We start from the raw sequence: 15,620 nt of genomic DNA on the forward strand, positions 1-15,620 counted from the left end.
GCAAGAGGGCTGCTTAAAATGAAGCAAATTTAACCTGAGGGTGATTTTGCCTCAGAATGGCTTCACCACGACGAGGATCACGATGACGATCATCAGCACTGTCGGCGCCTCGTTCATGAACCGCCAATAACGGGCGGAACGGCGATTTTCATCCCGCTCGAACGCTCCGACCGCGCGGCTGAAAAACATATGAACGCCGGTCAACAATACGACGAGACCGATCTTCGCATGCAGCCAGCCACCCTGGAATCCATAGACCGACCAGGCGAGATAGAGGCCGAAAATCCAGGTCAGCATCATTGCCGGCGTCATGATGATTCGAAGCAGCCTGCGCTCCATCACCTTGAAGGTTTCCGATTGCACCGAACCCGGTTCGGCATCGGTGTGGTAGATGAACAGCCGCGGCATATAGAACAAGCCGGCCATCCAGGAAATGACCGCAATGATATGCAGCGCCTTGATCCAGAGATAGAGATTGTCGGGATTCCAGGCGAAAAGCCCGACCGCCATCAGCGCGAAGAAGGCCAACGCAAAATGGGCTCGGCGCCGGGCGTACGCGCCGGGTCTCCGGTCCGTCTGCCTTTCCATCGTCACGCGCCCCCACGCATCCACCCACCCCGCACGCGATCGACCAGCAGCCGCACATGCTCGGGATCGGCCTGCGGCGTGATGCCGTGACCGAGATTGAAGATCAGCGGCCCATTGCCGAGATGCTGCAGAATATCGTCGATACCCTCTTCCAGCGCCCGGCCGCCGGCAACGACGCGCATCGGATCGAGGTTGCCCTGCACCGGCCCGTCTTTCTGAAGCTCAGCGGCAAAGGCCAGCGGTACCGACCAGTCGAGGCCGATCGCATCGGCGCCGGTCCTCTGGCGATAGGACTTCAGCTGGTAACCGGCGCCCTTGGCAAAGGCAATGATGCGCGCCTTAGGCCGCCGCGATTTGACCGAAGCGATCATTCGCGCGACCGGCCGGAGCGCGAAGGACTCGAATTCCTTCTCACCGAGAACGCCGGCCCAGGAATCGAAGATCTGCACGGCATCGGCGCCGGCATCGATCTGAGCGACAAGATAATCGGCCGAGACGTCGGCCAGCAGCATCAGGAGATGCTCGAAGGCGCGGGGATACCTGTAGGCGAAGAGGCGGGCAGGCGCCTGATCCGGCGTGCCGTGACCGGCGATCATATAGGTCGCAACCGTCCAGGGCGCGCCGCAGAAGCCGAGCAGCGTCGTCTCATCAGGCAGTTCCCCACGCAGCCGCCGCACCGTCTCCAGAACCGGCCTGAGATAATCGACAACCTCTTCGCCATTCAATCTGCCGATACCCTCTTCATCGATCGGATCCATCTCCGGGCCGTGGCCTTCGGTAAACCGGACATTCCGTTTCATCGCGTCGGGGATGACCAGGATATCGGAAAACAGAATGGCGGCATCGAAGCCGTAGCGGCGGATCGGCTGCAATGTCACTTCGACGGCATGATCGGGCGTGTAGCAGAGATCGAGGAAACTTCCGGCCTTTGCCCGTGTCTCTCGATATTCCGGGAGATAACGTCCCGCCTGTCTCATCAGCCAGAGAGGAGGAGGGGAGAGGCTTTCGCCATCCAGAACCCTCATGATCTTTCGGCGCGTGTCGCTCAAGCGCTTCTTCCCTATAAAAAATCAAAGATATTTTAAAAGGTTTCTATTTCTTAGAGTCGGTGTCTATCAAGGATTAAAATCCATCCACCGCCGATGCCATTTGTCGCGTGCCGGCAAAAAACATCGCAGCGATTTTCCTCATTCTGCCGAAATTCCGGGGAGAAGCCGAATCTGAAAATGATTCCAAATCCTTCTGGGCGGCCGATTTTCCCAGCGCTTGTGGATAAGCTGTGGACCAGTTCCGGCAAACTCAACCTGTTCCCCGTCATCCACAGAGCCTGCTGAAACCGATCTGCAAAATTCGAAATGTGGATAAGCCGGCATGTTTTCCCTTGCCCGAGACGGCCTCGCCGCCGTAGCTCTGTTTCATCCAGTCTTTTCAACAGGCAGCGGAAAATAGCGTGGAGAACAGAACGAACTTCTTTCATCTGCATCTGATTTCTGACTCAACGGGAGAGACTCTGATCTCCGCCGGCCGCGCCGCATCGGCACAGTTCCGATCGGCTCAGCCGATCGAACATGTCTATCCGCTGATCCGCAACCGCAAACAGCTGCTGCCGGTTCTGCAGGCGATCGACGAGGCGCCGGGCATCGTGCTCTACACGATCGTCGACCGGGAGCTTGCGAGCCTGATCGACGAGCGCTGCGTCGAAATGGGTGTCGCCTCGGTGAACGTGCTGGAGCCGGTGATGAATGCCTTCCAGATCTATCTGGGCGCCCCGTCGCGCCGCCGGGTCGGCGCCCAGCATGTGATGAATGCCGGCTACTTCGCGCGGATCGAAGCGCTGAATTTCACCATGGATCACGACGACGGTCAGATGCCGGACGACTACAACGATGCCGACGTCGTTATCATCGGCATCAGCCGCACGTCGAAAACACCGACCAGCATCTACCTCGCCAACCGCGGCATCAAGACGGCGAACATTCCGATCGTCTATGGCGTGCCCTTGCCGGAGAGCCTGTTCATCGCGAGCAAACCGTTGATCGTCTGCCTGATCGCCACCACCGACCGTATTTCCCAGGTGCGGGAAAACCGTGTGCTCGGGGCGACGCAGGGTTTTGATCGCGAACATTATACCGACCGCGCCGCGATCTCCGAGGAGCTGAAATATGCCCGCTCGCTCTGCGCCCGCCACAACTGGCCGCTGATCGACGTTACGCGCCGCTCAATCGAGGAAACCGCCGCGGCAATCGTTGCCCTGCGCCCGAAGCTGCGCTAAGCGCTGACCGAAGCCGGCAGCCCGAGGAAGCCATGATACCCAAACTCATCCTTGCATCATCGAGCCCCTTTCGACGGATGCTGATGGAAAATGCCGGTCTATCCTTCGAGGCGCATGCCGCCAACATCGATGAAAGAGCGGTCGAAGCCCCGCTGGAAAACGCCGGCGCAACGCCGGATGCCGTCGCCCTTGTCCTGGCCAAGGCCAAGGCCGAGGATGTCGGCAGCCGTTTTCCGGACAGCTTGGTTATCGGTTCGGATCAGACGATGTCGCTTGGCGACCGGGTCTTTCATAAGCCGAAAGACATGGTCGACGCGGCGAATCACCTTCAAGCCCTTTCGGGAACGACCCACCGACTGAACAGCGCTGTCGCAATCGTCAGCAATGGCGTGGTTCTGTGGCAGCATCTCGCCCATGCGGAACTGACGATGCGGCCGTTGACGGCGGATTTCATCGCCAGGCACCTGGCACGCGTCGGCGACAGGGCGCTTTCCAGCGTCGGCGCCTATCAGTTGGAGGGTGAGGGCATTCAGCTTTTCGAGAAAATCGAGGGTGATTATTTCACCATTCTCGGCCTGCCGATGCTGCCGCTCTTGAAAAAATTGCGAGATCTCGGAGCGATCGATGGGTGATTCACGTGAAACATTCGGACCGGAAGCGTTTGTCACGGGCTTTCCTATCAAACACTCGCGCTCGCCGTTGATCCACGGATATTGGTTGAAGACGCTCGGCTTGCCAGGCAGCTACCGCGCCCATGAAGTGGCACCCGAGGCCTTTGCCGATTTCATCGCCACGCTGAAAGATGGCAGCTCCGGCTTCGTCGGCGGCAATGTCACCATTCCCCACAAGGAACTGGCTTTCACGCTCGCCGATAAGCCGGATGCCTTGTCGCGTGAACTCGGTGCTTCGAATACGCTCTGGCTGGAGGATGGCGTCCTGCATGCGACGAATACCGACGGTCGCGGCTTCACTGCCAATCTCGACGAACGTCATCCGGGCTGGGACCGGCATGACACGGCGGTCGTCTTTGGCGCCGGGGGTGCCAGCCGGGCGATTATCCAGGCGGTCCGCGATCGCGGTTTCAGGGAGATCCACGTCGTCAATCGCACCGTCGAACGGGCGCGTGAGCTGGCGGACCGCTTTGGCCCGAAAGTTCGGGCCCACCCGGCCGGCGCACTTGCCGAAGTCATGAAAGGCGCCGGTCTCTTCATCAACACCACCTCGCTCGGCATGGACGGCGAGGCCGCACCGCACCTCGATTTCACGCCGCTTGCAGCCGAGGCCGTCGTTACCGATATCGTCTATATCCCGCTGAAGACGCCGATCCTGGCGCAGGCGGAAGCGCAGGGATTTCCCGTCGTCGATGGTCTCGGCATGCTTCTGCACCAGGCCGCGCCGGGCTTCGAGAAATGGTTCGGCCAGCGTCCGGTCGTCGACGCGGCACTGCGCGAGCTTATCATCGCCGATATGGACGGGCACTGATGCTGACGATCGGCCTCACCGGCTCCATCGCCATGGGAAAATCGACGGCGGCAAAGCTCTTCGCCGAGGCGGGAATTCCGTTGAACGATTCCGATGCCGTGGTCCACGATCTCTATACCGGTGAGGCTGCACCCCTGGTGGATGCTGCTTTTCCCGGCACAATGAAGGATGGTGCGGTCGACCGGCATGAGCTCGGCCGCCAGCTTGCTCTTGATCCCGACGGCTTCAAACGGCTGGAGGCGATCGTCCATCCGCTGGTTCGCAAACGCGAGACGGAATTTCTGGCGCGACAGCGCGCCGCTGGCGCCGAGATGGTATTGCTCGATATTCCTTTGCTCTTCGAAACCGGCGCCGAGGAAAGAGTCGACGTCATCGTCGTTGTCAGCGCCGATCCACAGATTCAGCGCCAGAGGGTGCTTGCGCGACCAGGGATGACCGAGGAAAAATTCGATATGATTCTCTCCCGTCAGACGCCGGACGCCGAAAAGCGCCGCCGGGCCGATTATCTGATCGACACCAGCCAGAAGATCGCAGTCACGAGAAAACGAGTGCTCGAGATCGTCGCCGACCTGAAAACGCGGATTGCCAAGGGAGATTTCCGGAATGCGTGAGATCATCTTCGATACGGAAACCACCGGCCTCGACAACCGCGCCGACCGCATCATCGAAATCGGCGGCATCGAGCTCTTCAACCATTTCCCCACAGGCAACGTGATCCATATCTTCATCAATCCGGGAGATCAGAAGGTTCATCCGGATGCGCTCGCCGTGCACGGCATCACCGACGAGTTCCTGAAGGACAAGAAGCCTTTCGCCGACGTTGCCGAAGAAATCCTGACCTTCTTCGGCGATGCCAAGTGGATCGCCCACAACGCCACCTTCGATATGGGCTTCATCAATGCCGAATTCGCGCGGATCGGTTTGCCGCCGATCCTGCCGGAGAGGGTGGTCGATACCCTGTCGATGGCGCGGCGCAAACATCCGATGGGGCCGAATTCGCTCGACGCGCTCTGCCGGCGCTACGGCATCGACAATTCGCACCGCACTAAACACGGCGCACTGCTCGACTCCGAATTGCTTGCCGAAGTCTATATCGAGATGATCGGCGGCAGACAGGCAGCCTTCGGCCTGAGCACTGCTACGTCAGGCCAGAACGGTCGCGGCGATAGGGTAGAAGAAGACGATGTGGTGATCGCATCAGTGCTCGAGCGGCCCCGGCCGCTCGCCCCGCGCCTCAGCCAGTCCGAGGCGCAGGCGCATGAGGCGCTCGTCGCCAAGCTCGGCGATAAAGGCATCTGGGCCAAATACGCCAACCTCGATTAAACCAGCCCTCAATTGAAAATGCCCGGGACTTGCCCGGGCATCCGCATGTCAGAACAGAAAAGATCCGCTCAGTTCGGAACGGCCTGAACCTTGGCGCGGGCCTGTTCTTCGGCAACGCGCTGAGCGAACATCTGCGTGAAGTCGATCGGGTCGATCATCAGCGGCGGGAAACCACCGTTGCGGGTGACGTCGGCGATGATCTGACGGGCGAAGGGGAAGAGCATGCGCGGGCACTCGATGAAGAGAACCGGCAGCATGTGTTCCTGCGGGAAACCGGCAACGCGGAAGACGCCGCCATAGGCGAGCTCGGTATGGAAAACCGTCTTGTCGCCGTCCTTGGCTTCGGCATTCAGCGATAGCACGACATCGAAATCCGTGTCCGAAAGCGGATTGGCGTTGACGTTCACATTGATATTGATCGTCGGCGCCTTGTCGCGGGCCTGCAGCGAACGCGGCGCACCCGGATTTTCGAAGGAGAGATCCTTGGTATATTGCGCAAGGATCGAAAGGGTGGGGCTGGCCGCACCGTTGCTGTTGTTATCGTCTGCCATTGGCTTTTCCTCGAGGGGCATGGGAATGGTGCCGCCATCTAACATTTCAGGGAAGGGCTTACAACCCTGGGCGCTTGGCCTGAGCGCTTGGCCTGAGCGCTTGGTCTGAGCGCTTGGTCTGAGCGCCTGACCGGGGCTTGGCGCGGTTGATCGGTCGAAGCGCCTCAATCGCCGAGATGTTTGCCGGACCACGGCGAGTTGCGGTCCGGTTCCCTATGATAGTCCTCGTCGTCGAGATCCACCACCTTCGAGTTTGGTTTGCGGTCGCGGAAATCGGGTTGCGGGCCGGAGGAAAAGCCGCCCTTGGCATTGACGACGACGAAGCGTTTGGCGATTGCCCGCCAGACGAGATCGCGCACCGGTGGAATGAGAATGAGGATCGCGATCAGATCGGTGAGGAAGCCGGGAATGATCAGGAGCAGCGAGGCGATGACGTTCATCGCCGGCCGCAACAGGTCGCGGCCCGGCATCACCCCGTTTCGTCCTTCACTCGACATGCGGCGCAAAATACCGATGCCCTGCCGGCGCAGCAGAACCACCCCGGCAACGAAGCCCAGCATGACGAGAGCAAGCGTCAGCCCCAATCCGATTGCCCGGCCGACGACGACGAAACCGGCGATTTCGGCGAGCGGCAGCAGCAGAATGAAAGCTGGCAGGATCGAAAAACGCATGGTCGTCATGTCCCGGGCTTGCCGGTCTCCTCTTGGGCGCCGGCGAAGATGCCAGCCATCATTTGAATCATCTGTATAGGCAGACTATATGGGAGTACAAATCAGAGATGTTAACGGCGGCTGCGATACGATATGAGTTCGAACGACTTCATCACATTATTCTTCCTGGTGGCGGCTGTGCTGATTTTCTTTCAGTTGCGCTCCGTGCTCGGGCGTCGCACAGGAAATGAGAAGCCGCCGCGCGATCTCTATACGCCACGGGACGCAGCACCGGCCGAGGCCGCCGATGGCGGCAAGGTCGTGACGCTGCCGCGCCGCGATGCGACGACGGAGGACGAGGATCGCTTCGCCGCCATCGATGCCGTCGCCGCGCCGGGAACGCCGCTCAATGAATCGCTGCGCGCGCTGAACAAGGCTGATCCCGCCTTCAGCCCGAAGGAGTTTCTGAACGGCGCCCGCATGGCTTACGAGATGATCGTGATGGCCTATGCCGACGGCGACCGGAAAACCCTGAAGAACTTGCTGTCCCGCGAAGTCTATGACGGCTTCGATGTGGCGATCGGCGAGCGCGAAGCCCGGGGCGAGAAGGTGAAGTCCACCTTCGTCGGCATCGACAAGGCCGAAATCACCCACGCCGAGACGAAGGGCAGCGAAGCGCAGATCACTGTGCGCATCATCAGCCAGCTGATTTCGGCCACCTACGACAAAGCGGATGTGCTGATCGAAGGCGACGCCGAAAACGTCGCCGAGGTCAACGATCTCTGGACCTTCGCCCGCGACACCCGCTCGCGCGATCCGAACTGGAAACTCGTGGCGACCGAATCGGAACATGAGTGACCACGCATCGGACTTCGTCCTGCAGGCCATAAGCTTTGACAATTTGGAAGGCTGGAAGGATGATGATCCCTCCGGCCTTTTTGAGGTCATGCGGCGCTGCCGGCGGCAGATCACCGATGTCAAACCCTACCGCACCGGATCGCTTGGCCTGAGCGCGGAAGATCTGCTGCCGCTTCTCACGGCCGCCGAAGATTTCACGCCGTCATCTCCGGCATCGGCGCGCGCCTTTTTCGAGACGCATTGTCGGCCCTTCCTGATCCGCCGCAAGGATGGCAATTCCGGCTTCGTCACCGCTTTCTACGAACCTGATATCGAGGTGTCGGAGCGGCCGGACGAAACTTTCCGTTTCCCTTTCTACCGTCGCCCGGACGATCTGATCGATCTCGACGACGACAATCGTCCCGCCGGGCTCGATGGGTCCTATGCTTTCGGGCGTCTGCATGACGGCCGCATCGGCGCCTATCCGGATCGCCGCGCCATCGATCAGGGCTTTCTCGAAGGCCGGGGCCTCGAAATCGCCTGGGCGAAATCGAAGGTCGATGTCTTCTTCGTGCATGTGCAGGGTGCGGCCCGCCTGCGTTACAGCGATGGCCGCATCGGCCGCATCACCTATGCGGCGAAAGCCGGCCACGCTTTTTCGGCGATCGGCAAGCTGCTGATCGACCGAGGCGAGATTGATCGTGCCGACATCTCGATGCAGACGATCCGTGCCTGGCTGGCGCGCAATCCCGAGCGGGTGGACGACGTGCTATGGCATAACCGCTCTTATATTTTCTTCCGTGAAGCGCCCTCGCAGGCTTTCAGCCTGCGAACCGACGATCCTGAGGCAGGTCCGATCGCCGCGGCCAAGGTGCCGCTTCTCGCCGGCCGTTCCCTTGCGGTCGACCGGATGATCCATACGTTCGGCTTTCCCTTTTTCATCCGCGTCGAAAGTCTTGTCCATCTCGATCACGGCCGGCCCTTTCGCCGGCTGATGCTGGCGCTCGATACCGGCTCGGCAATCGTCGGCCCGGCGCGGGGTGATATCTTTACCGGCTCGGGGGATATGGCCGGAGAAAGTGCCGGCACCGTCCGCAACGATGCCGATTTCACCATTCTCATTCCCAAGGCCGCTGCCGGAAGATTCGACTGATGGCTAGGGATCGCAAACTCAGTGCGGATGAGAGGATCCTCTGGGGCAAGGTTGCCCGCAGCACGCGGCCGATGCCCGGCAAGGCGGGTGAGTTGACCGAACTGGACGCTTTTCTCGCCGAAGCGGCGGCCGAGCAGGAGAAGGCCGAAAAACAGGCGCCGGTATCACCCATGCCGCTGCAGCCGACAGCACCGGCGACGGCGAAACCGTCCGCCGGGGTGCATCATCCGCTGGAAAAACCGGTCAAGCGGAAGATCGCCAAGGGCCGGCTGGCGCTCGAAGCGCGGATCGACCTGCACGGGCTGGTGCAGAGCGAGGCTCACGCGATCCTTCTCGATTTCCTGATCCGCGCCCACGAGCGCGGCATGCGCCATGTGCTTGTGATCACCGGCAAAGGCAGCTCGATGGGCAGCGACGGCGCGCTGAAGCGGGCCGTGCCCCTCTGGTTCTCGAAGCCGGAATTTCGCTACCTGATCTCCTCCTATGAAGCGGCCGCACAGCATCATGGCGGTGAGGGCGCTCTCTATATCCGTCTGTCGCGGCGGCATGGGGAGAGGTCATGACTCCGTTCGGAGAGGCGGTTCGCCGGCTGAGAGCGCGCAAAGGTGTGTCGCAGAAGGAGATGGCGGAAGCGCTGAACGTCTCTCCCGCCTATCTCTCGGCGCTCGAACATGGCAAGCGCGGCGTGCCGACATTCGATCTGCTGCAGCGCATCGCCGGTTATTTCAACATCATCTGGGATGAGGCCGAGGAACTGTTCCTGCTCGCCCGCTCGTCCGACCCGCGAGTCGTGATCGACACCTCCGGCCTGCCCCCCGAATATACCGAATTTGCCAATCGGCTGGCGCGCCAGATTCGCAACCTTGACAGCGCCGAGATCGGCCGGTTATCCGCTCTTCTCGAAAATGACGGCAAAGGCGACGGAAAAGCGTCATAATCCCCTGTTTTATGCCTTGTTCAGGGGACTTGCCATTGGGAACCGGGTTCAAAAAACCTATATACGAGAGTGAAGAAAGCCGGTGATTCGCAAGGCGCGCCGCAGCTTTACGGCAACAGGGAAAATCTCGACAGAATGAGCGATACATCCGCGACGGAAAACGGCGTAAGCACCGAATATGGCGCAGATTCCATCAAGGTTCTGAAGGGCCTCGATGCCGTGCGCAAGCGTCCCGGCATGTATATCGGCGATACCGACGATGGTTCCGGCCTTCATCACATGGTTTATGAAGTCGTCGACAACGCGATCGACGAAGCGCTCGCCGGCCATGCCGACATCGTCACCGTCACCCTCAATCCGGATGGCTCGGTGACGGTCACCGACAACGGCCGCGGCATCCCGACGGACATCCACACCGGCGAAGGCGTGTCGGCGGCCGAAGTCATCATGACCCAGCTTCATGCCGGCGGTAAGTTCGACCAGAATTCCTACAAGGTTTCTGGCGGCCTGCACGGCGTCGGCGTCTCCGTCGTCAACGCGCTGTCCGTCTGGCTGAAGTTGAAGATCCGCCGCCAGGGCAAGATCCATGAAATGAGCTTCACCCACGGCGTGGCCGATGCGCCGCTGAAGGTCACCGGCGACGCGCCGAATGAGACCGGCACGGAAGTGAGCTTCATGCCGAGCACCGACACTTTCACCATGACGGAGTTCGATTACGGCACGCTGGAGCATCGCCTGCGCGAACTCGCCTTCCTGAACTCCGGCGTCCGCATCCTGCTGACCGACAAGCGCCATTCCGATATCAAGCAGGAAGAGCTGCGTTATGACGGCGGCCTCGAGGCTTTCGTCGCCTATCTCGACCGTGCCAAGAAGTCGCTCGTCGACAAGCCGGTCGCCATCCGCGGCGAAAAGGACGGCATCACCGTCGAAGTGGCGATGTGGTGGAACGACAGCTATCATGAGAACGTGCTCTGCTTCACCAACAACATTCCCCAGCGCGACGGCGGCACGCATATGGCCGGCTTCCGCGCGGCGTTGACGCGCCAGGTGGTGTCCTATGCCGACAATTCCGGCATTACCAAAAAGGAAAAAGTGACGCTGCAGGGCGAAGATTGCCGCGAAGGCCTGACGGCGGTGCTGTCGGTCAAGGTGCCCGATCCGAAATTCTCCTCGCAGACCAAGGATAAGCTGGTTTCCTCGGAAGTCCGCCCTGTCGTCGAAAGCCTCGTCAACGAGGCGCTGAACACCTGGTTCGAAGAACATCCGAGCGAAGCCAAGATTCTCGTCGGCAAGGTCGTCGAGGCAGCGGCCGCTCGCGAAGCGGCCCGCAAGGCGCGTGAATTGACCCGCCGCAAGGGCGCACTCGATATCGCTTCGCTGCCGGGCAAGCTCGCCGACTGCTCCGAGCGCGACCCGGCAAAATCCGAAGTCTTTCTCGTCGAGGGTGATTCGGCCGGCGGCTCGGCCAAGCAGGGCCGCTCGCGCGAAAATCAGGCGATCCTGCCCCTGCGCGGCAAGATCCTGAACGTCGAACGCGCCCGTTTCGACAAGATGCTGTCGAGCCAGGAAATCGGCACGCTGATCACCGCGCTCGGCACCGGCATCGGCAAGGACGAGTTCAATGTCGAAAAGCTGCGCTATCACAAGATCATCATCATGACGGATGCCGACGTCGACGGCGCCCACATCCGCACACTGCTGCTCACTTTCTTCTTCCGGCAGATGCCGGAACTGATCGAGCGCGGCCACCTCTACATCGCTCAGCCGCCGCTCTATAAGGTGTCGCGCGGCAAGTCGGTGCAGTATCTGAAGGACGAAAAGGCGCTTGAGGAATATCTCATCAGCCAGGGCCTGGAAGATGCCGCGCTGAAGCTCGGCAGCGGCGAGGTTCGCACCGGCCAGGATCTGCGTGAGGTCATCCTGGATGCACTGCGCATGCGCGCTTTGCTCGACAATCTTCATTCGCGCTACAACCGTGCCGTCGTCGAACAGGCGGCAATCGCCGGTGCCCTCAATGCCGATCTCGTCAGCGATCCGGCAAGAGCGCAGGCATTGACGACAGAGGTCGCAAGCCGTCTCGATATTATTGCCGAGGAGACCGAGCGCGGCTGGCAGGGCGATCTGACCAGCGACGGCGGCCTGCGCCTCGAACGAATGGTCCGCGGCGTCAGGGAAATCGTCGTGCTCGACATGGCGTTGATCGGCTCTTCGGATGCCCGTCACATCGACCAGCTGACCGCGCGCCTCAAGGAAATCTATCAGACGCCGCCGTCGCTGCATCGCCGTGAAGGCGATGTCGAGATCGCAGGCCCGCGGGCCTTGCTCGACGCAATCTTTGCCACCGGCCGCAAGGGCCTGACCATGCAGCGATACAAGGGCCTCGGCGAGATGAATGCCGAGCAGCTCTGGGAAACGACGCTCGATCCGAATGTGCGCTCGCTGCTGCAGGTCAAGGTCAACGACGCCACCGATGCCGACGGCCTCTTCGCCCGGCTGATGGGTGACGAAGTCGAACCGCGGCGCGAATTCATCCAGGACAACGCGCTGAGCGTCGCAAACCTCGACATCTGATTGATGTTTCGAAACAAAAGCCCCGCCATCCCTGGATGGCGGGGCTTTTGTTTGCGCGATTGGCTTGAATTCGGCTTCGCTCAGTTCGCAACGAAACGGCCGTTGAAGGCGACCTCGGAGAGCGGTTTGCGCTGACTGGGGAATTCGCGCGCCTGATTGCGTTCGGACAGGACACTCTTGTCGGCGAGACGGCCGAGGGCAATGCCGGCTTCGACCCGATAACCCTCGGGAATGGCGAACGTCTTGCTGATTTCCTCGTGTTTGATGCCGCCCATGCCATGGGCATAGAACCCGGAGAGGCGGGCTTGAAGCGCCAAATATCCCCAGGCCGTGCCGGCGTCGAAGGAATGGGTATAGCTCGGCTTTTCCTCGCCGGAACCGGCGACCCCGGTAAAGGCGCGCGACACGACGAAGATCAGTGCTGACGCATTCTTAGCCCACTCTTGGTTGGCATCGACGAGCAATGCGACGAATTTCTCCCAATGCTCCGAGCCTTTCAGGGCATAGATGAAGCGCCAGGGCTGTTGATTGGACGAAGACGGCGCCCAATGGGCGGCGTCGAGCAGGCTGAGCAACTGTGCCTCCTCGATGATTTCGCCGGTGAAGGCGCGCGGTGACCAACGGTCGAGAAACATCGGATCGATCGGATATTGAGATTCGCGGTTATTGCTCTTCGTCATGGCTGTTCCGGAGGTTGGGGGCAGAAATTCGAATCGGGGTGCGGGTCAGTTCGTCCAGGTGATGTCGAGTTCCTCGCGAAAGGCGAAGCGCTTCAGATGATCGTCGATGACATCATGCATTCTTCGCTGTTGCGAGGGATCGGTGACGGAAAGTGTCATGGTCAGCGCCGCATCGTCGGCGGAAAACGTCACCTCGGCTGTATCGCTGAACGGCACCCGGCCCTTCACGGGATCGAAATCGACGCTGAACTTGTGGCTCCAGTGTTTGCAGAGTTGCTGCAGGTGGCGGCTCGCATGTTCGGTCCGCACGACGGCTTTGGAGAGATGCATTTCGACGAACTCCACTTCATCTTGTATCCCGGAGTCATATTTCCTGCGTCCTCGGCTTGGCAAGCGCGGCATCGTCGCAGTTTGGGTGTACAGAGTGTCTTCCTAAAAGCGGCCTTACGCCGGCGCCGAAGCAGGATAATGAACGCCTCAGTCAATCGATCGGAGAGTTGCGCATGCTGGTGAATGGAAAATGGACGGAAGACTGGCAGCCCGTTCAGGCCAAGGATGAAAAGGGCGGCTTTATCAGGCAGACCTCGAGTTTCCGCAACTGGGTGACCCCGGATGGCAGCGCCGGGCCGACGGGCGAGGGCGGCTTCGAAGCCGGCGCCGGCCGTTATCATCTCTATGTCGCCTATATCTGCCCCTGGGCGTCACGCACCCTGATCGGCCGCAAGCTCAAGGGCCTCGACGATGTCATTTCCGTCTCCGTCGTCGAACCGCTGCTGAGCAGAGAGGGTTGGCGCTTCGGCGATTATCCCGGCGCAACCGAGGATCACGTCAACGGCACGACCTATCTGCATGAAATCTATACGAGAGCGTCCGTCGATTTTACCGGCCGGGCCACCGTACCGGTTCTCTGGGACAAGCAGCGAAAGACCATCGTCAACAATGAATCCGCCGATATCCTGCGCATGCTGAACGGCGGCTTCGGCGACCTGGCAAAAAACCCGATTGATCTTTACCCGGCGGAAAAACGCATCGAGATCGATGCTTTCAACGACCGCATCTATCCGGCCCTGAACAATGGCGTCTACCGCGCCGGTTTCGCCACCACGCAGCTTGCCTACGAAGAAGCTTTCGCCGATGTCTTTGCCTGCCTCGACTGGGTCGAGCCGCAGCTGGAGGATCGGTCCTTTCTCTTCGCCGATCATCCCACCGAAAGTGATATCCGGCTCTTCGTAACCCTTGTGCGCTTCGACGTCGCCTATCACGGCCTCTTCAAATGCAATCTGCGCCGGCTTTCCGACTATGCCAGCCTGCGCGCCTTTTGCCGCCGCATGCTGGATTGGCCGGGCATCGCGGAAACGGTAAATCTCGACCACATCAAGCGCGGTTATTATTCGATCGAAAGCCTCAACCCGACAAAGATCGTTCCTGCCGGCCCTGAACTGGCGGAGGTTTTTTGAAGCGTGACGCCGAAGGGATGGTGGCAGTTTTGGCAGAAAATCATCCGAATCGCAGAAAGCCGTACCGCTTGGCGGCAAAGCCGTAATGACACCGGTGAATAATTCGTTCATAGGTGGCTGCAAATCCGTTTTCGATGAGGAGGAAATTCCATGAAGCTGATGCGTGTTGGCGAAGCAGGCAATGAAAAACCCGCGCTTCTCGATGCCGATGGCAAGATCCGCGATCTCTCCGGCCATGTCGCCGATATCGGCGGTGAAGCCATCACGCCGGCAGGTCTTGCAAAGATTGCGGCGATCGATCCACAGAGCCTTCCGGAGCTTGCCCCCGGCCGCATCGGCGCCTGCGTTGCCGGCACCGGCAAATTCATCTGCATCGGCCTCAATTTCTCCGACCACGCCGCCGAAACCGGCGCCACCGTGCCGCCCGAGCCGGTGATCTTCATGAAGGCGACCTCGGCCATCGTTGGCCCGAACGACACCGTGCGGATTCCGCGCGGTTCGGAAAAGACTGATTGGGAAGTCGAACTCGGCGTCGTCATCGGCAAGACCGCGAAATATGTCAGCGAGGCCGACGCGCTCGACTACGTCGCCGGCTACTGTGTTTCTCACGATGTTTCCGAGCGCGCCTTCCAGACGGAACGCGCCGGTCAGTGGACCAAGGGCAAATCCTGCGACACTTTCGGACCGATCGGTCCCTGGCTGGTCACGAAGGACGAGATCGCCGATCCGCAAAACCTCGGAATGTGGCTGAAGGTCAACGGCCAGACGATGCAGAACGGTTCGTCCAAGACCATGGTCTATGGTGTCGCCCACATCGTTTCCTATCTCAGCCAGTTCATGTCGCTGCATCCAGGCGACGTGATCTCCACCGGAACGCCGCCCGGCGTCGGCATGGGCATGAAACCGCCACAATATCTCAAGGATGGCGACGTCGTCGAACTCGGCATCGAAGGTCTCGGCACGCAGAAGCAGAGCTTCGTAGCGGATCGTTAACGACGCTTTCTGCTGAGAAACTTAGGTTTTCCAGTCGATAATGATGCCGGAGAGTCACTTCTCCGGCATTTCTTGTGCGGGTCTGGTTCGTCCATGTTGCTGTGCAACAAAAAACTGTTAGTCTGC

At 60.4% G+C, this 15,620-nt stretch carries 18 protein-coding genes; 12 read left to right on the forward strand and 6 right to left on the reverse strand.

The genetic code is table 11. The features are described from left to right. Positions 1-51: 51 nt before the first annotated feature. A complete protein-coding gene (gene hemJ / locus PO860_RS20265; protein WP_183608427.1) occupies positions 52-588 on the reverse strand; it encodes a protoporphyrinogen oxidase HemJ in 537 nt (178 codons plus the stop codon). Positions 589-590: 2 nt separating this feature from the next. Then, complete coding sequence (hemE, locus tag PO860_RS20270; RefSeq protein WP_183608426.1) at positions 591-1,637, reverse strand: uroporphyrinogen decarboxylase; 1,047 nt, start codon at positions 1,635-1,637, stop codon at positions 591-593. Positions 1,638-2,038: 401 nt separating this feature from the next. Between hemE and PO860_RS20275 the strand changes: the two genes are divergently transcribed. From PO860_RS20275 to dnaQ, 5 genes are read left to right on the forward strand one after another with little or no spacing between them, the layout of a single operon-like run. Continuing rightward, complete coding sequence (locus PO860_RS20275; protein ID WP_183608425.1) at positions 2,039-2,860, forward strand: pyruvate, water dikinase regulatory protein; 822 nt, start codon at positions 2,039-2,041, stop codon at positions 2,858-2,860. A gap of 32 nt (positions 2,861-2,892) precedes the next feature. Beyond that, positions 2,893-3,492: a Maf-like protein gene (locus PO860_RS20280; protein WP_183608424.1), complete on the forward strand. Its 600-nt coding sequence runs from the start codon at positions 2,893-2,895 to the stop codon at positions 3,490-3,492. Further along, on the forward strand, positions 3,485-4,342 hold the full coding sequence (locus PO860_RS20285) for a shikimate dehydrogenase (RefSeq protein ID WP_272783483.1): 858 nt from the start codon (positions 3,485-3,487) through the stop codon (positions 4,340-4,342). The genes PO860_RS20280 and PO860_RS20285 overlap by 8 nt, the downstream gene beginning before the upstream one ends. After that, positions 4,342-4,953 carry a dephospho-CoA kinase gene (coaE, locus tag PO860_RS20290; RefSeq protein ID WP_183608422.1) on the forward strand — a complete coding sequence of 204 codons (612 nt, stop codon included), beginning with the start codon at positions 4,342-4,344 and terminating at the stop codon, positions 4,951-4,953. Before PO860_RS20285 ends, coaE begins: the two co-directional genes overlap by 1 nt. Beyond that, complete coding sequence (gene dnaQ / locus PO860_RS20295; RefSeq protein WP_183608421.1) at positions 4,946-5,665, forward strand: DNA polymerase III subunit epsilon; 720 nt, start codon at positions 4,946-4,948, stop codon at positions 5,663-5,665. Before coaE ends, dnaQ begins: the two co-directional genes overlap by 8 nt. Positions 5,666-5,733: 68 nt before the next feature. On the opposite strand, the gene secB is transcribed toward dnaQ, so the two are convergent. Beyond that, entirely contained in the window at positions 5,734-6,216 is a 483-nt protein-coding gene (gene secB, locus PO860_RS20300; RefSeq protein ID WP_097617769.1) for a protein-export chaperone SecB, read from the reverse strand. 164 nt (positions 6,217-6,380) lie between these two features. Continuing rightward, a complete protein-coding gene (locus tag PO860_RS20305; RefSeq protein ID WP_283196657.1) occupies positions 6,381-6,887 on the reverse strand; it encodes an FxsA family protein in 507 nt (168 codons plus the stop codon). Between the two features lie 132 nt (positions 6,888-7,019). On the opposite strand from PO860_RS20305, the gene PO860_RS20310 reads away from it, so the two are divergent. The 5 genes from PO860_RS20310 to gyrB all read left to right on the forward strand — a co-directional run bounded on the left by PO860_RS20310 (position 7,020) and on the right by gyrB (position 12,364). Continuing rightward, positions 7,020-7,724 (forward strand): Tim44/TimA family putative adaptor protein, encoded by a 705-nt coding sequence (locus PO860_RS20310; protein WP_273881298.1) that lies wholly within the window; start codon positions 7,020-7,022, stop codon positions 7,722-7,724. Next, positions 7,717-8,856: a murein transglycosylase A gene (gene mltA / locus PO860_RS20315; protein ID WP_273881297.1), complete on the forward strand. Its 1,140-nt coding sequence runs from the start codon at positions 7,717-7,719 to the stop codon at positions 8,854-8,856. The genes PO860_RS20310 and mltA overlap by 8 nt, the downstream gene beginning before the upstream one ends. Next, positions 8,856-9,419 carry a Smr/MutS family protein gene (locus tag PO860_RS20320; protein ID WP_183608417.1) on the forward strand — a complete coding sequence of 188 codons (564 nt, stop codon included), beginning with the start codon at positions 8,856-8,858 and terminating at the stop codon, positions 9,417-9,419. The genes mltA and PO860_RS20320 overlap by 1 nt, the downstream gene beginning before the upstream one ends. Continuing rightward, positions 9,416-9,793 carry a helix-turn-helix domain-containing protein gene (locus PO860_RS20325; RefSeq protein WP_183608416.1) on the forward strand — a complete coding sequence of 126 codons (378 nt, stop codon included), beginning with the start codon at positions 9,416-9,418 and terminating at the stop codon, positions 9,791-9,793. Before PO860_RS20320 ends, PO860_RS20325 begins: the two co-directional genes overlap by 4 nt. Positions 9,794-9,928: 135 nt before the next feature. Next, positions 9,929-12,364 (forward strand): DNA topoisomerase (ATP-hydrolyzing) subunit B, encoded by a 2,436-nt coding sequence (gene gyrB, locus PO860_RS20330; protein WP_183608415.1) that lies wholly within the window; start codon positions 9,929-9,931, stop codon positions 12,362-12,364. An 80-nt stretch (positions 12,365-12,444) separates the two neighbouring features. Here the strand turns inward: gyrB and PO860_RS20335 are convergent, their stop codons facing one another. Next, positions 12,445-13,044, reverse strand: coding sequence for a nitroreductase family protein (locus tag PO860_RS20335; RefSeq protein ID WP_272783478.1), 600 nt, complete (start codon positions 13,042-13,044; stop codon positions 12,445-12,447). A gap of 45 nt (positions 13,045-13,089) precedes the next feature. Beyond that, complete coding sequence (locus PO860_RS20340) at positions 13,090-13,374, reverse strand: DUF2218 domain-containing protein (RefSeq protein WP_273884379.1); 285 nt, start codon at positions 13,372-13,374, stop codon at positions 13,090-13,092. A 173-nt stretch (positions 13,375-13,547) separates the two neighbouring features. Between PO860_RS20340 and PO860_RS20345 the strand changes: the two genes are divergently transcribed. Further along, the gene (locus tag PO860_RS20345) at positions 13,548-14,501 is read left to right on the forward strand and encodes a glutathione S-transferase family protein (protein ID WP_273881296.1); all 954 of its coding nucleotides are present in this window, start codon (positions 13,548-13,550) and stop codon (positions 14,499-14,501) included. Positions 14,502-14,651: 150 nt separating this feature from the next. Beyond that, positions 14,652-15,494: a fumarylacetoacetate hydrolase family protein gene (locus tag PO860_RS20350; protein ID WP_183608412.1), complete on the forward strand. Its 843-nt coding sequence runs from the start codon at positions 14,652-14,654 to the stop codon at positions 15,492-15,494. Positions 15,495-15,620: the final 126 nt, after the last annotated feature.

It is taken from the genome of Rhizobium binxianense, assembly GCF_028994275.1.
GTDB classification, from domain to species: Bacteria; Pseudomonadota; Alphaproteobacteria; order Rhizobiales; family Rhizobiaceae; genus Rhizobium; species Rhizobium binxianense.

Bases quoted from the DNA above. Each gene is read 5' to 3' on its own strand.
- hemJ (WP_183608427.1), bottom strand. From the start codon at position 588: ATGGAAAGGCAGACGGACCGGAGACCCGGCGCGTACGCCCGGCGCCGA.
- PO860_RS20280 (WP_183608424.1), top strand. From the start codon at position 2,893: ATGATACCCAAACTCATCCTTGCATCATCGAGCCCCTTTCGACGGATG.
- PO860_RS20285 (WP_272783483.1), top strand. From the start codon at position 3,485: ATGGGTGATTCACGTGAAACATTCGGACCGGAAGCGTTTGTCACGGGC.
- coaE (WP_183608422.1), top strand. From the start codon at position 4,342: ATGCTGACGATCGGCCTCACCGGCTCCATCGCCATGGGAAAATCGACG.
- dnaQ (WP_183608421.1), top strand. From the start codon at position 4,946: ATGCGTGAGATCATCTTCGATACGGAAACCACCGGCCTCGACAACCGC.
- secB (WP_097617769.1), bottom strand. From the start codon at position 6,216: ATGGCAGACGATAACAACAGCAACGGTGCGGCCAGCCCCACCCTTTCG.
- PO860_RS20305 (WP_283196657.1), bottom strand. From the start codon at position 6,887: ATGCGTTTTTCGATCCTGCCAGCTTTCATTCTGCTGCTGCCGCTCGCC.
- PO860_RS20310 (WP_273881298.1), top strand. From the start codon at position 7,020: ATGAGTTCGAACGACTTCATCACATTATTCTTCCTGGTGGCGGCTGTG.
- mltA (WP_273881297.1), top strand. From the start codon at position 7,717: ATGAGTGACCACGCATCGGACTTCGTCCTGCAGGCCATAAGCTTTGAC.
- PO860_RS20320 (WP_183608417.1), top strand. From the start codon at position 8,856: ATGGCTAGGGATCGCAAACTCAGTGCGGATGAGAGGATCCTCTGGGGC.
- PO860_RS20325 (WP_183608416.1), top strand. From the start codon at position 9,416: ATGACTCCGTTCGGAGAGGCGGTTCGCCGGCTGAGAGCGCGCAAAGGT.
- gyrB (WP_183608415.1), top strand. From the start codon at position 9,929: ATGAGCGATACATCCGCGACGGAAAACGGCGTAAGCACCGAATATGGC.
- PO860_RS20335 (WP_272783478.1), bottom strand. From the start codon at position 13,044: ATGACGAAGAGCAATAACCGCGAATCTCAATATCCGATCGATCCGATG.
- PO860_RS20340 (WP_273884379.1), bottom strand. From the start codon at position 13,374: ATGCATCTCTCCAAAGCCGTCGTGCGGACCGAACATGCGAGCCGCCAC.
- PO860_RS20345 (WP_273881296.1), top strand. From the start codon at position 13,548: ATGCTGGTGAATGGAAAATGGACGGAAGACTGGCAGCCCGTTCAGGCC.
- PO860_RS20350 (WP_183608412.1), top strand. From the start codon at position 14,652: ATGAAGCTGATGCGTGTTGGCGAAGCAGGCAATGAAAAACCCGCGCTT.